Origin of the sequence: Pseudomonas taeanensis MS-3 (assembly GCF_000498575.2) — a bacterium.
In the GTDB taxonomy this organism is placed as follows: Bacteria; Pseudomonadota; Gammaproteobacteria; order Pseudomonadales; family Pseudomonadaceae; genus Aquipseudomonas; species Aquipseudomonas taeanensis.
The window spans coordinates 808,366-822,914 of sequence record NZ_AWSQ01000001.1 but is presented as its reverse complement, the minus strand read 5'-3'; the positions used below and the strand labels follow the sequence as shown (position 1 = coordinate 822,914).

The window sequence follows — 14,549 nt, the reverse complement described above, 5'->3', positions numbered from 1 at the left end:
GTCTGACGGGGCGGTTTATCAATCGACTCCGCCTAGGGTCTGTTGCTTGAAACGCAGGCGCCAGGCGTGCAACAGCGGCTCGGTATAACCGCTGGGCTGCTCGCGCCCCTTGAACACCAGATCGCTGGCCGCCTGAAAGGCCGCCGACTGCGCGTAGTTGGCCGCCATCGGCCGATACTGCGGATCGCCGACGTTCTGCGCATCGACCACCTTGGCCATGCGCTCGAGGGTCTCGCGCACCTGCGTCTCGGCGACCACGCCGTGGTGCAGCCAGTTGGCGATGTGCTGACTGGAAATGCGCAGGGTCGCGCGGTCTTCCATCAGGCCGACGTTGTGGATGTCCGGCACCTTGGAGCAGCCGACGCCCTGCTCCACCCAGCGCACCACGTAACCGAGGATGCCCTGACAGTTGTTGTCCAGTTCCTGCTGGATGTCCGCAGCACTCCAGTTGCGCTCGGCGACCACCGGCACACTCAACAGGTCGTGCAACAGGCTGTCGCGCTGAGCGTCGAGGTCGATGCTTTCCAGCTCGCGTTGCAGCGCCGCCACGTCGACCTGGTGGTAGTGCAGCGCGTGCAGCACGGCGGCGGTCGGCGACGGCACCCAGGCGGTATTGGCGCCGGCCAGCGGATGCCCGATCTTCTGTTCGAGCATGGCCGCCATCAGGTCCGGCATGGCCCACATGCCCTTGCCGATCTGCGCGCGGCCACGCAGGCCGCAGTTGAGGCCGACCAGCACGTTGTTGCGCTCGTAGGCCTGGATCCAGGCACTGCTCTTCATATCGCCCTTGCGCAGCATGGCGCCGGCTTGCATGGCGCTGTGCATCTCGTCGCCGGTGCGGTCGAGGAAGCCGGTGTTGATGAACGCCACCCGCGCACTGGCGGCGGCGATGCATGCCTTGAGGTTGACGCTAGTGCGCCGCTCCTCGTCCATGATGCCGATCTTCAGGGTATGCCGTGGCAGCTTGAGCAGGTCTTCGATGCGGCCGAACAGCTGGTCGGCGAAGGCCACTTCGGCCGGGCCGTGCATCTTCGGCTTGACGATGTAGACACTGCCGCTGCGCGAGTTGCCGCGACGCTTGAGGTCGTGCAGGGCGATCAGGCTGGTCATCACGCCGTCGAGGATGCCCTCGGGGATCTCATTGCCTTCGCCGTCGAGGATCGCCGGGTTGCTCATCAGATGGCCGACGTTGCGCACGAACAGCAGCGAGCGGCCGTGCAACTTCAATTCGCCACCGGCGGCAGCCACGTACTGGCGGTCCGGATTGAGGCGGCGGACGATGCGCTGGCCGCCCTTCTCCAGTTCTTCAGTCAGGTCGCCCTTCATCAGGCCGAGCCAGTTGCGATAGATCAGCAGTTTGTCGTCGGCGTCGACCGCGGCCACCGAGTCCTCGCAATCGAGAATCGTCGACAGCGCGGCTTCGATCAGCAGGTCCTTGACCCCGGCGGCGTCGGTGGCGCCAATCTGGCTGTTCGGGTCGATCTGGATTTCCACGTGCAGGCCGTGGTTCTTCAGCAGCACGGCCTTGGGCGCAGTGGCCTCGCCCTGATAGCCGACGAACTTCTCGGCCTGGGCCAGGCCGCTCTGACTGCCATCCTCCAGGGCCACCTGGAGCTGGCCGTCGACCACCCGATAGCTGACCGCGTCGGCGTGGGAGCCAGTGGCCAGCGGCGCAGCCTGGTCGAGGAAGGCACGAGCGAAGGCGATGACCTTGGCACCACGGGCCTGGTTGTAGCCCGGGCCCTTCTCGGCGCCGCCCTCTTCGGAGATGGCGTCGGTGCCGTACAGGGCGTCGTACAACGAGCCCCAGCGGGCGTTGGCGGCGTTCAGCGCGTAACGCGCGTTCATCACCGGCACCACCAGTTGCGGGCCGGCCTGGCTGGTAATTTCGCTGTCGACGTTGGCGGTGCTGGCCTGCACGCTGTCTGGCTGTGGCAGCAGGTAACCGATGGACTCGAGGAAGGCGCGGTAGGCCGGCATGTCGGTCACCGGGCCCGGGTTGGCACGGTGCCAGGCATCCAGTTCGACCTGCAGACGCTCACGCTCGGCCAGCAGGGCACGATTGTGCGGCGCCAGCTCATGCACCAGGGCGTCGAATCCACTCCAGAAGGCCTCGCGCTCGATACCGCTGCCCGGCAGCACGTCCTCGTCGACGAAACGTTGCAGGTTGGCGGCCACTTGCAGGCGCTGGCAGTTCACGCGATCGGTCATTTTCCACTCTCCATCAAACTGTGCAGGTGCGGCGCGGAGCGCCGTCAGCGGCGCCCACGGCAGCCGTGTCAGTAGTCAATTCAGGCCAGGGCGGCGATGCCGGCCTTGGCCACTTGGGCGTCCTGCTCGGCCTTGACCCCGGAGACACCCACCGCGCCGACCACCTGGCCGTCGACGATCACCGGTACGCCGCCTTCCAGTGACGTGATCAGCGGGGCCGACAGAAAGGCACTGCGCCCGCCGTTGACCATGTCCTCGTAACCCTTGGTTTCACGGCGACCGATCGCCGCGCTGCGCGCCTTCTCGGTGGCGATGTAGGCACCGATCGGCGCACAACCGTCGAGGCGTTCCAGGGCCAGCGGGTGGCCGCCGTCGTCGACCACGGCAATGGCCACGGCCCAGTTGTGCTGCTGCGCTTCGGCGCGCGCAGCGGCAAGAATGCGGGCGACTTCGGCTTGACCCAGTACGGCTTTGCTTTGCATTTGTAATTCCTCGTGATTGATTGTCGCGTAGTGCGTGAATTCGTAGCCCGGATGCAATCCGGGAGCTTGCGGCTGTCCCGGATTGCATCCGGGCTACAGCAACGAGGCCGTGGCTCTTAGTTCATGGCCTCTTCGACCAGCTCGATCCAGTGCCGCACCGGGGTGCGCCCGGCGCCGTCGAGGTGGGTCTGACAGCCGATGTTGGCGGTGACTATCACCTGCGGCTTGCCGCTTTCCAGAGCGTTCAGCTTGTTGTCGCGCAGCTGCTTGGACAGCTCCGGCTGGGTCAGCGAATAGGTGCCGGCCGACCCGCAGCACAGGTGGCTGTCCGCCACGGCGGTGAGGCCGAAACCGAGGCGAGCGAGCACTTCCTCGACCGCGCCCCCGAGTTTCTGCGCGTGCTGCAGGGTGCAGGGGCAATGGAAAGCCAGGCGCAGCTCACTGCGCACGCCGAGACCTTCCAAGGGTTCATCGCGCAACACTTCCACCAGGTCCTTGGCCAGCGTGCTGACCCGCTTGGCTTTCTCGGCGTAGGCCGGGTCCTGCTCGAGCAGGTGACCGTAGTCCTTGACGAAGGCGCCGCAGCCGCTGGCGGTCTGCACTATGGCCTCGGCGCCCTGCTCGATGGCCGGCCACCAGGCGTCGATGTTGCGCCGGGCACGCTGCAGGCCCGCTTCCTGGGCATCGAGGTGGTAGTCCACCGCACCGCAGCAGCCGGCCTCGCGGATCGGCGTGACGCTGATGCCGAGGCGATCGAGCACCCGCGCAGTGGCGGCATTGGTGTTGGGCGACAGCCCCGGCTGCACGCAGCCTTCGAGCATCAGCACGCGGCGTGCATGGCGCGGGGCGGGGCGCGGCTTGGCCGCACGTGCGGCGCGCGGCAACTTGGCCTTGAGCGCCTCAGGCAGCAGCGGGCGCAGCACCTGGCCGACCTGGGTCAGGCCCTTGAACAGGTTCGCGTTCGGCACCACGGCGCGCAGGCCTTGTCGCAGCACGCGCTGGCCCAGTGAGCGCGGCACCGCCGCGTCGACCACGGCGCGACCGATGTCCAGCAGGTTGTGGTAGTCCACACCGGAGGGGCAAGTGGTCTCGCAGTTGCGGCAGGTCAGGCAGCGGTCCAGGTGCAGCTGGGTCTTGGCGGTGACCTCATTGCCTTCGAGCACCTGCTTGATCAGGTAGATACGCCCACGGGGGCCGTCCAGCTCGTCGCCGAGCAGTTGGTAGGTCGGGCAGGTGGCGTTGCAGAAGCCGCAATGCACGCAGCTGCGCAGAATGCTTTCGGCCTCTTCGCCACGCGGCAGACGCTTGGCGTGTTCACTTAGGTTGGTTTGCATGACTCGACCTCAAATCTCCGCGTACATCCGACCGGGGTTAAAAATCCCCTGGGGATCGAGCTGGGCTTTCAGTTGGCGGTGGTAGCGCAGCAAGGGCGCGGCCAGCGGCTGCAACGGACTGTCACAGTGACCGGCGCTGAAGCAGGTGGCGTGGCCACCGACTTCCGTGGCGACCTGGCGGATCAGCGCGGCATCGGCGTCGGACTTCAGCCAGCGCTGCGCGCCGCCCCAGTCGATCAGCTGCTCGCCGGGCAGGGCCAGCACGCCGCAGTGGCTCGGCACGGACAGGCGCCACAGCGGCGCCGCAGCGGCGAAGAAAGGCAGACGCTGCTCGTTCAGCTCGCCCCAGTAGGCGCTATCCAGCAGCTCGCCGCCGAGGCGTTCGCGGGCCGCGGCCACCGAGCCCTCACCGCCCTCCAAACGCAGGTGCAAGGCCTGACCGTCATGGCTGGCGGCGCTGATCGGGATCGGCTGCTGGCCCCACTCGGCGAGTTTCTGCAGGGCGCAGGCGGCGTCCATCTGCAGGCGCAGGCTGATGGTCTGGCGCGGCTTGGGCAGCACCTTGAGCGACACTTCGGTGATCACCCCGAGGCAACCGAAGCTGCCCGCCAGCAGGCGCGACAGGTCGTAGCCGGCGACGTTCTTCATCACCTCACCGCCGAAACGCAGCTGCTTGCCGAAACCGGTGATCAGCCGAGTGCCCAGGACCAGGTCACGCACCGCCCCGGACCAGGGCCGGCGCGGCCCGGACAGCCCGGCCGCGAGCATGCCGCCGACCGTGGCGCCTTCAGCAAAATGCGGCGCTTCACAGGTGAGCATCTGCCCGGCCTCATCCAGCGCCGCCTCCAGTTCCACCAGCGGCGTGCCGGCGCGAACGGTGATCACCAGCTCGGTCGGGTCGTAGCTGACGATGCCCCGGTGGGCGCGGGTGTCGAGCACCTCGCCAGCCACGTTACGGCCGAGAAAGGCCTTGCTGTTGCCGCCCTGAATGCGCAGCGCAGTCGAGCTGTTCAGGGCGTGATTGACCTGTTCCAGCAGCGCCGCACTGGCGTCGTGATCGACTGACATCAGAAACGCTCCAGATCGGGAAAGGGCAGCTGGCCGTGGTGCACGTGCATGGCGCCGAATTCGGCGCAGCGGTGCAGGGTCGGGATGTTCTTGCCGGGATTGAGCAGACCACTGGGGTCGAAGGCCGCTTTCACCGCGTGGAACAGAGTCAGCTCGTCGCTGTTGAACTGGGCGCACATCTGGTTGATCTTCTCGCGGCCCACGCCGTGTTCGCCGGTGATGCTGCCGCCGACCTTGACGCAGAGCTCGAGGATCTTGCCGCCTAGGGCTTCGGCGCGCTCCAGTTCGCCGGGCTGGTTGGCATCGAAGAGGATCAGCGGGTGCATGTTGCCGTCACCGGCGTGAAACACGTTGGCCACGCGCAGGCCGCACTCGGCGGACAGCTCGCTGATACCCCTGAGCACACCGGGCAGCTCGCGGCGCGGAATGGTGCCGTCCATGCAGTAGTAGTCCGGCGAGATGCGCCCGACCGCCGGGAAGGCGTTCTTGCGTCCGGCCCAGAACTTGACCCGCTCGGCCTCGTCGCGAGCCAGGCGCACCTCAGTGGCGCCGGCCTGCTGCAGCACCGCGCGAACCCGTTCGCAGTCGTCCTGCACGTCGGCTTCGACGCCGTCCAGTTCGCACAGCAGGATGGCTTCGGCCTCGACCGGGTAACCGGCCTGGATGAAGTCTTCCACCGCCCTGATGGCCAGGTTGTCCATCATCTCCAGGCCACCGGGAATAATGCCGGCGGCGATGATGTCGCCGACCGCACGACCGGCCTTCTCCACCGAATCGAAACTGGCCAGCAGCACCCGCGCCACCTGCGGCTTGGGCAGCAGCTTGACCGTGACCTCGGTGATGATGCCGAGCATGCCTTCCGAGCCGGTGAACAAGGCCAGCAGGTCGAAGCCTGGCGCGTCCAGGGCATCACTGCCCAGGGTCATGCGCTCGCCCTCGACCGTGAGGACTTCCACCTTGAGCAGGTTGTGCACGGTCAGGCCGTACTTCAGGCAGTGCACGCCGCCAGCGTTCTCGGCGACGTTACCGCCAATCGAGCAGGCGATCTGCGAGGACGGGTCCGGTGCGTAATACAACTCATGCGGCGCCGCCGCCTGGGAGATCGCCAAGTTGCGCACACCGGGCTGGACCCGGGCGAAGCGCCCGGCCGGGTTGACCTCGAGAATCTTGTTGAAGCGCGCCAGCACCAGCAGGATGCCCTGCTCCAGCGGCAAGGCGCCGCCGGACAGGCCGGTGCCGGCGCCACGTGCGACCACCGGCACGCCGCGCTGGTGGCACAGCTTGAGCAGGGCTTGTACCTGTTCGACGCGCTCGGGCAGCACCACCAGCATCGGGGTGGTGCGGTAGGCCGAGAGGCCATCGCATTCGTAGGGTTTGAGGTCTTCCTGATCGTGCAACACGTCCAGGTCTGGCAGCTGTGCGCGCAGCTCAGCCAGCAGGGCCAGCTTATCGACTGTGGGCAGCGGGCCATCGACACGCTCGTCGTACAGAATGCTCATGGCAGGCTCACTCGAATGACGTTGCTGTTCTGTGCAGGCCAGGCGGCGAACCCGAGCTGCTTATTGTGGCCAGTATGTTTAGGCCGCGGGGTGTTCGGCGTCCATCGCTAAGCGCACTGGTACGACCAGTTTTTTCAAGTGCACAGTCCGCCACCCGTCACCTCATGCCTTACATTTGCTGGAACGGATGCCTATAGTGAAAGCGCTGCGATTAACCAATCAGAACTGGTCCTACCAGTTGCTCGAGGTTTAAACATGCTCGAAGAAACGCCTGGAGCTCGGCGCCAGGTCAGCGATGTGGTCGCCGAACGGATCGAGCGATTGATCGTCGATGGCGTGCTCAAGGTTGGCCAGGCGCTGCCTTCGGAACGGCGCCTGTGCGAGAAGCTGGGGATATCCCGTTCGGCCCTGCGCGAGGGACTCAAGGTGCTGCGCGGCCGCGGCATCATCGAGACCGCCCAGGGTCGCGACTCGCGGGTCGCCACGCTCAGCGGGCCGCGCGATGCCAGCCCGTTGATGCACCTGTTCAACTCGCAGCCGCGCACCCTCTTCGATCTGCTCGAAGTGCGCGCCCTGCTGGAAGCCGAGTCGGCGCGCCTGGCCGCCTTGCGTGGCACCGACGCGGATTTCGTCCTGCTGACCCGCCGCTACGAGGAAATGCTTGCCGCCCACGCCCAGGCGGATACCGTCGAACCGCGCGAGCATGCGCGCCTCGACCATGCCTTCCACCTGGCGATCTGCGAGGCCTCACACAACCCGGTGCTGCTGCACACCCTGCAGTCGCTGACCGACCTGATGCTCAGCACGGTGTTCGCCTCGGTCAACAACCTCTATCACCGGCCCGTGCAGAAACGCCAGATCGACCGCCAACACGCGCGGCTGTACCACGCGGTGATCGAGCGCCTGCCGGAACAGGCGCAGCGCGCCGCCCGCGAGCACATCCACAGCATCCGCGACAATCTCAAGGAGATCGAGCAGGAGGAACAACGCCTGGTGCGCGCGAGCATGCGCCTGGAAGGCTGGACCTAGGGGCGCACAACCCAGCCGTTCGCCGGTGGGGTTGTGCGCCGCCTCGACGGCTGGTGACCTAAGAAAGCGTTTCGATACGCAGGCTGTTGGTGCTGCCCGGTTGGCCGAAGGGTACGCCGGCGGTGATCACCACGGTGTCGCCGGTCTGGGCCATGCCCTGGGCCTGGGCGATGTCGAGGGCGGTGCTGGTGACTTCCTCGACTTCATGCAGGCGCGGGTTGACCACCGAGTAGATGCCCCAGGCGACGGTCAGGCGCCGTGCGGTGTGCAGGTTCGGGGTCAGGCTGAGGATCGGCGTCTTCGGTCGTTCGCGCGAGGCGCGCAGGCTGGTTGCACCGGACTCGGTGTAGTTGACCAGCGCGGCCACCGGCAGGATCGAGCTGATGCGCCTGATCGCGCAGCTGATCGCATCCGAGGCGGTGGCTTCGGCCTGGGGGCGGCTGACGTCGAGCTGGGCCTGGAAGTCCGGGCCGCTTTCCACCTGGCGGATGATCTTGCTCATCATCTGCACCGCTTCCAGCGGGTAGTCGCCGGAGGCGGTCTCGGCCGACAGCATCAGCGCGTCGCTGCCTTCGGCCACGGCGTTGGCCACGTCGGTGACTTCGGCGCGGGTCGGCGCGGGGGAAAAGCGCATGGATTCGAGCATCTGCGTGGCCACCACCACAGGCTTACCGAGCTGGCGGCAGGTGCGGATGATGTCCTTCTGGATGCGCGGCACGTTTTCCGCCGGCACTTCCACGCCCAGGTCGCCACGGGCGACCATGATCGCGTCGCACAGTTGGGCGATGGCTTCGATCTGCTGCACCGCCGAGGGTTTCTCGATCTTGGCCATGATGAAGGCCTTGCCCTGGATCAGTTCACGCGCCTCGAGGATGTCCTCGGGACGCTGGACGAACGACAGCGCCACCCAATCCACGCCCAGCTCCAGGCCGAAGGTCAGGTCGCGGCGGTCTTTCTCGGTCAGCGGGCTGAGTTGCAGCACCGCCTCCGGCACGTTGACGCCCTTGCGGTCGGACAGCTCGCCGCCGGCGATCACCTGGGTGTCGATGGCGTCGCTGTGCTTGGCGGTTACCTGCAGGCGCAGGCGGCCGTCGTCGAGCAGCAGGTTCATCCCCGGCTGCAGCGCTTCGATGATTTCCGGGTGCGGCAGGCTGACTCGCTGAGCATTGCCGGGCGTGCTGTCCAGGTCCAGACGGAAGGCCTGGCCGCGCTCCAGATTGACCTTGCCGTCGGCGAAGGGCCCGACCCGCAGCTTCGGTCCCTGCAGGTCCATGAGGATGCCGATCGGCGTATTCAGGCGCTGCTCCACTTCGCGCACCCACTGGTAGCGCTGGGCGTGGTCGGCGTGCTCGCCGTGGCTGAAGTTGAGGCGGAACAGGTTGACCCCGGACTCGACCAGCTGGCGGATGTCGTCGATGCCATTGATCGCCGGGCCGAGGGTGGCGAGGATTTTTACTTTCTTGTCGGCGTTCATTGGGCAGGGTCCTTTAGGATCAAAATGGCGCGGAAATCGTTGACGTTGGTACGGGTCGGCCCGGTGACGATCAGTTGATCGAGGGCGGCGAAGTAGCCGTAGCCGTTGTTGTTGTCCAGCTCGTCGCTGCTGCTCAGGCCCAGCGCCGCGGCGCGGGCATGGCTGTCCGGGGTCATGATGGCGCCGGCGTTGTCTTCCGAGCCGTCGATGCCGTCGGTGTCACCGGCCAGGGCATAGACCCCGGGCAGGCCCTTGAGGCTGTCGGTCAGGCTGAGGAGGAACTCGGCGTTGCGCCCGCCGCGGCCGTTGCCACGCACGGTGACCGTGGTTTCGCCGCCGGAGAGGATCACGCACGGCGCCTTGAGCGGCTGGCCGTGCAGCAGCACCTGCTTGGCGATGCCGGCATGCACCTTGGCCACCTCGCGCGATTCGCCCTCCAGGTCGCCGAGAATCAGGCTCGGCAGGCCGGCGGCCTCGGCCTTGGCAGCGGCGGCATCCAGCGCCTGTTGCGGCGTGGCGATCAGCTGGAAGTGGCTGCGGCTCAGGCAGGGGTCGCCCGGCTTGACCGTCTCCGAGCGCGGGTCCTGCAGCCAGGCGCGTACGTTGGCCGGGATCTCGATGCTGTAGCGGGCGAGGATCGCCAGGGCCTGCACCGAGGTGGTCGGGTCGGCCACGGTCGGCCCGGAGGCGATCACCGTGGCTTCATCGCCCGGCACGTCGGAGATCGCGTAGGTGTACACGCTGGCCGGCCAGCAGGCCTTGGCCAGGCGCCCGCCCTTGACCGCCGAGAGGTGCTTGCGCACGCAGTTCATCTCGCCGATGGTCGCGCCGGACTTGAGCAGCGCCTTGTTGATCGCCTGCTTGTCGGCCAGGCTGATGCCCTCGGCCGGCAGGGCCAGCAGCGAGGAGCCGCCACCGGACAGCAGGAAGATCACCCGGTCGGACTCAGTGAGGTTGCTGACCAGTTCCAGCACCCGGCGGGCCACCCGTTCGCCGGCATCGTCCGGTACCGGATGGGCGGCTTCCACTACCTCGATCTTATGGCAATGGGCGCCGTGCTCGTAGCGGGTCACCACCAGGCCGGAGACTTCGCCCTGCCATTCCTTCTCGACCACCTCGGCCATGGCCGCGGCGGCCTTGCCGGCGCCGATGACGATGACCCGGCCGCTACGATCGCTGGGCAGGTAATCGGCTAACACCTGGCGCGGGTGGGCGGCGTCGATGGCGCTGGCGAACAGGTCGCGCAACAGGCTGTGCGGATCGATGGGCATGGCGGGCTCGCTCTGATTAAGGCTTGGCAGCCTGTCGGATTAAGCTCCGACAAGGGTTACTGATCAAATCGATTCTAGTGCGCAACACCCGCCGCGCAGGCGCTGTGCACTGAAATCGACCCACCCGGCAGGCAGGCCGTGACACCGCCTGCCGGGCAAATCGAAAGGGGCATCGGCTGACCGCTCCAACCTACCTTGGATCAGTCAGCCGATGTGTTGCTCGTTGCGCGCGGGCTGGGCTCCGCGCGCCGCTCGTTCCCACGCTCCGNNCGGAGCGTGGGAACGATCAAAACGCAGATGTCGCGCGTTCCCACGCAGGGCATTGCTGATTGTGCCCATGCTCTGCGTGGGCATGTAGCCCGTGACGCTCTGCGTCACTACAGCAGACGCTGGAGCGTCTTCAGAGGCATTCCCACGCCGGAGCGTGGCAACGATCAAAGGCGTTTACTCCTTGCGAATCGAGAAGTTGGCCATGTGTTCCAGCCCCTTGATCAGCGCCGAGTGGTCCCAGTTGCTGCCGCCGATGGCCGCGCAGGTGCTGAACACCTGCTGGGCGTTGGCGGTGTTGGGCAGATTCAGGCCCAGCTCGCGGGCGCCGGCCAGCGCCAGGTTGAGGTCCTTCTGGTGCAGGCTGATGCGGAAGCCCGGGTCGAAGGTGCCCTTGATCATGCGCTCGCCGTGCACTTCGAGGATCTTCGAGCCGGCGAAGCCGCCCATCAGCGCCTCGCGCACCTTGGCCGGATCGGCGCCGTTCTTGGCGGCGAACAGCAGGGCTTCGGCCACCGCCTGAATGTTCAGGGCGACGATGATCTGGTTGGCCACCTTGGCGGTCTGGCCGTCGCCATTGCCACCGACCAGGGTGATGTTCTTGCCCATGCTCTGGAACAAAGGCAGGGCGCGCTCGAAGGCCGCCTCGCTGCCGCCAACCATGATCGACAGGCTACCGGCCTTGGCGCCGACTTCGCCGCCGGACACCGGGGCGTCAAGGTACTCGGCGCCAGTGGCCNNATAGAAGGCCTTCTGGAAGGCACGCGGCACCTGGCCCGGCTCCATCACGGTGGTCGCCCACTTGGTCACCGGCTCGACGATGCTGGTGATGTCGACCGCCTGGAAGTCTTCCTTGTGCATGCGCGCACGCGGCGCCTGGCCGGTGATGCACAGAATCGGGATGGAGTCGGCGGAGGCCGAGTACAGGCCGGTGACCATGTCGGTGCCGGCCGGGCCGGAGGTGCCGATGCACACACCGATGTTGCCGGCGTTGGTGCGGGTGTAACCCTCGGCCATGTGCGAGGCGCCCTCGACGTGACGCGCCAGGACGTGGTCGATGCCACCGACTTTCTGCAGGGCGGCGTACAGCGGGTTGATCGCCGCGCCGGGAATGCCGAACGCCGTGTCAACGCCTTCGCGGCGCATCACCAGTACTGCAGCTTCGATTGCTCTCATACGCGTCATCAGTCAGACCTCCAGACTTTGGTCGATATTTTTTCTACATGCTTCAAGCATGCGACTAATGACTATCCGAGGTGAATTGCTGCATTCTTTAGTTCTGTCGGTATCAGGAGTATCGAATGGACCGTTACACCGCCTTGCACAGTTTTGTTCTGGTGGCCGATCACGGCAGCTTTGCCGCCGCCTCCCTGGTCGAAGGCGTGACCCCGGTGGTGATGGGCCGCCGCCTCGACGCACTCGAACGGCAGCTAGGGGTCAAGCTGATGCATCGCTCGACCCGCGGCCTGTCCTTGACCGATCTGGGCGAGCAATACCTGGAGCGCGCCCGGGGTTTACTGCGCGACTTTGAAGAGGCCGACGCGAGCATCACCCGTGGAGCGCATTCGGTGCGCGGACACCTGGTGGTGTCGGCGCCGGCGGCATTCGGCCGGCGGCATATCGCACCCCATGCGCCGGCCTTTCAGGCGCGCTACCCGGACCTGAACCTGTCGTTCAACCTGACCGACAGCGTGGTCGACCTGGTACGCCAGGGCTACGACATGGGCATTCGTATCGGCGAGGTGACCGATCCCAACTACGTGGCCATCAAGCTGTGCCCCAATCGTCGGGTGGTCTGTGGTTCACCGGGGTATTTCCAGCGCCACCCGGTACCGCAGACACTCGAGGATCTGGCCCAGCACAACTGCCTGGCGTTCAACCTGCAGGGCGGCCAGCAACGCGGCTGGACCTTCCTGCGCGACGGCAAGCAGGTGGCGGTCAAAGTGTCCGGCAATCTCGACTGCAACGATGGCGAACTGCTCTACAACTGGGTGAAACAAGGGCTGGGCATCGGCTGGCGTTCGACCTGGGAAATTCAGGCCGAACTCAAGCGCGGCCAACTGGTGACGGTGCTCGACGAGTTCGCCGTGCCCGCCTATGACATCCAGGCCGTCTATCCGCAACAGCGCTATCTGCCAGTCAAGGTGCGCGTATTCATCGATTATCTGAAGACCCTGTACAGCGCGCCCGGCTACTGGGAGCAGCCCCACCCGTTGTGAGCGATGTATGCCGCGCAAATTGTCGAGCACAGTAGTTTTTCAACGTCCTGCTAGGCATTTGCTACACTCGCGCGCTTCCGATTTGTGCTGACTCCCAACCGTGCCCCACGCCTCCATCGCCCATCCGCCCAGCTGGCTGACCGCCAGCCAACTGCAACCGACCCCGGCGGCAGGGGTGTACAGCTGGCTGTTCGTCAACCAGGACTCGCTGACCCAGCGGCTGATCGACCTGTCTGCCAAGCACTTCAGCGTCAGCCCCCTGAGCGAGGGCTGGCAGCGCCTGCGCAACGACGAATGCAGCGCCCTCGGCGTAGCCGACGGCAGTCAGGGTTGGGTGCGCGAGGTGTACCTGCGCGGCCATGGCCAACCCTGGGTATTCGCCCGCAGCGTGGCGGCGCGCAGTGCTCTGGAGGGCTCCGGCATGGGCCTCGACCAACTGGGCAGCCGCTCCCTCGGCGAACTGCTGTTCAGCGACCGCGCCTTCGAGCGCGGCCCCTTGCAAGCCTGCCGCTACCCGGCCGCCTGGCTGCCGAGCGAAGTGCGCGCCGAACGCCTGTGGGCACGGCGCTCGCGCTTCAGTCGCGGCGCTCTGGCGGTGCTGGTGGCCGAGGTGTTTCTGCCGGCGTTCTGGCTGGCCGCTGACGTCGAGACCTGAACCTCGCCGTCAGGTAATGGCCGCGAAGCACTGCTGTCGACCCGCTGCCCAGTCAAGACATACTCACCATGCTGCGCCGTGCCCGACTCCGTATAATCCGCGCAACTCGCACGGAGACGCGCCCGATGTATACCCGCCTGCTGCACTCACTGAACCGCCTGCACCCACGTGCCTGGGACTTCATCCAACTGATGCGCCTGGACAAACCCATCGGCATCTACCTGCTGCTGTGGCCGACCCTGTGGGCGCTGTGGGTGGCGGCCGAGGGCGTGCCGAGCGCGAAGAACCTGTGCATTTTCGTGGTTGGGGTGATCCTGATGCGTGCTGCCGGCTGCGTGATCAATGACTATGCCGACCGCAACTTCGACGGCCACGTCAGCCGTACCCAGGCGCGCCCTTTGGCCAGCGGCAAGATCAAGCCACGCGAGGCACTGCTGCTGTTCGCCGGGCTGGTGGCGCTGGCCTTCGGCCTGGTGCTGCTGACCAACGCCACGACCGTCTGGCTGTCCTTCGGCGGCCTGGCCCTGGCCGCCTGCTACCCCTTCATGAAGCGTTACACTTTCTACCCCCAGGTGGTGCTCGGTGCGGCGTTTTCCTGGGGCATGCCGATGGCCTTCACCGCCGAAACCGGCAGTGTGCCGCCCGAAGCCTGGCTGCTGTATCTCGCCAACCTGCTGTGGACCGTGGCCTACGACACCTACTACGCCATGGCCGACCGTGACGACGACCTGAAGATCGGGCTGAAGTCCACCGCCATCCTGTTCGGCGAAGCCGACCGGCTGATCATCGCTACTCTCCAGGGCCTGGCATTGCTGTGCCTGCTTCTGGCCGGCGCGCGCTTCGAGCTGGGTCTGTATTTCCACCTCGGCCTGCTGGTGGCTACCGGTTGTTTCGCCTGGGAATACTGGAGCACTCGTCAGCGGGAGACGCTGGCCTGTTTCCAGGCGTTCCTGCACAACCACTGGGCCGGGCTGGCGATCTTTATCGGCCTGGTCGCCGACTACGCCCTGCGCTGAGGTCCACGCAGCGCTCAAGCGCTG

11 protein-coding genes and 2 pseudogenes are annotated in these 14,549 nt (G+C 66.5%); 4 read left to right on the top strand and 9 right to left on the bottom strand.

The genetic code is table 11. The annotated features are described in order from the left end of the window. Positions 1 to 18: 18 nt before the first annotated feature. The 5 genes from TMS3_RS03535 to glcD form a co-directional block, all read right to left on the bottom strand. On the bottom strand, positions 19 to 2,211 hold the full coding sequence (locus tag TMS3_RS03535; protein WP_025163873.1) for a malate synthase G: 2,193 nt from the start codon (positions 2,209 to 2,211) through the stop codon (positions 19 to 21). An 80-nt stretch (positions 2,212 to 2,291) separates the two neighbouring features. Further along, positions 2,292 to 2,693 carry a heme-binding protein gene (locus TMS3_RS03530; RefSeq protein WP_025163872.1) on the bottom strand — a complete coding sequence of 134 codons (402 nt, stop codon included), beginning with the start codon at positions 2,691 to 2,693 and terminating at the stop codon, positions 2,292 to 2,294. Between the two features lie 116 nt (positions 2,694 to 2,809). Then, a complete protein-coding gene (gene glcF / locus TMS3_RS03525; RefSeq protein WP_025163871.1) occupies positions 2,810 to 4,027 on the bottom strand; it encodes a glycolate oxidase subunit GlcF in 1,218 nt (405 codons plus the stop codon). Positions 4,028 to 4,036: 9 nt separating this feature from the next. Beyond that, entirely contained in the window at positions 4,037 to 5,095 is a 1,059-nt protein-coding gene (glcE, locus tag TMS3_RS03520; protein WP_025163870.1) for a glycolate oxidase subunit GlcE, read from the bottom strand. Further along, a complete protein-coding gene (gene glcD / locus TMS3_RS03515) occupies positions 5,095 to 6,594 on the bottom strand; it encodes a glycolate oxidase subunit GlcD (protein ID WP_025163869.1) in 1,500 nt (499 codons plus the stop codon). Before glcD ends, glcE begins: the two co-directional genes overlap by 1 nt. 255 nt (positions 6,595 to 6,849) lie before the next feature. Between glcD and glcC the strand changes: the two genes are divergently transcribed. Continuing rightward, the gene (gene glcC, locus TMS3_RS03510; protein WP_025163868.1) at positions 6,850 to 7,623 is read left to right on the top strand and encodes a transcriptional regulator GlcC; all 774 of its coding nucleotides are present in this window, start codon (positions 6,850 to 6,852) and stop codon (positions 7,621 to 7,623) included. Between the two features lie 58 nt (positions 7,624 to 7,681). Here glcC and pyk read toward each other — a convergent pair whose 3' ends face one another. From pyk to TMS3_RS25395, 4 genes and pseudogenes are all read right to left on the bottom strand, one after another. Continuing rightward, a complete protein-coding gene (gene pyk, locus TMS3_RS03505; RefSeq protein ID WP_025163867.1) occupies positions 7,682 to 9,097 on the bottom strand; it encodes a pyruvate kinase in 1,416 nt (471 codons plus the stop codon). Further along, on the bottom strand, positions 9,094 to 10,368 hold the full coding sequence (locus tag TMS3_RS03500; protein WP_025163866.1) for a glycerate kinase type-2 family protein: 1,275 nt from the start codon (positions 10,366 to 10,368) through the stop codon (positions 9,094 to 9,096). The genes pyk and TMS3_RS03500 overlap by 4 nt, the downstream gene beginning before the upstream one ends. 444 nt (positions 10,369 to 10,812) lie before the next feature. Further along, positions 10,813 to 11,364, bottom strand: a pseudogene (locus tag TMS3_RS25400) (NAD-binding protein); the annotation flags it as partial. 15 nt (positions 11,365 to 11,379) lie between these two features. Beyond that, a pseudogene (locus tag TMS3_RS25395) lies at positions 11,380 to 11,820 on the bottom strand (thiamine pyrophosphate-binding protein); the annotation flags it as partial. Positions 11,821 to 11,936: 116 nt separating this feature from the next. Here TMS3_RS25395 and TMS3_RS03490 point away from each other — a divergent pair. From TMS3_RS03490 to ubiA, 3 genes are all read left to right on the top strand, one after another. Continuing rightward, positions 11,937 to 12,854, top strand: a complete 918-nt coding sequence (locus TMS3_RS03490) for a LysR family transcriptional regulator (RefSeq protein ID WP_025163864.1) — start codon at positions 11,937 to 11,939, stop codon at positions 12,852 to 12,854. 100 nt (positions 12,855 to 12,954) lie between these two features. Then, positions 12,955 to 13,509, top strand: coding sequence for a chorismate--pyruvate lyase family protein (locus tag TMS3_RS03485; protein WP_025163863.1), 555 nt, complete (start codon positions 12,955 to 12,957; stop codon positions 13,507 to 13,509). Between the two features lie 125 nt (positions 13,510 to 13,634). Then, positions 13,635 to 14,525 carry a 4-hydroxybenzoate octaprenyltransferase gene (gene ubiA / locus TMS3_RS03480; RefSeq protein ID WP_025163862.1) on the top strand — a complete coding sequence of 297 codons (891 nt, stop codon included), beginning with the start codon at positions 13,635 to 13,637 and terminating at the stop codon, positions 14,523 to 14,525. The last annotated feature ends 24 nt before the right edge of the window (positions 14,526 to 14,549 follow it).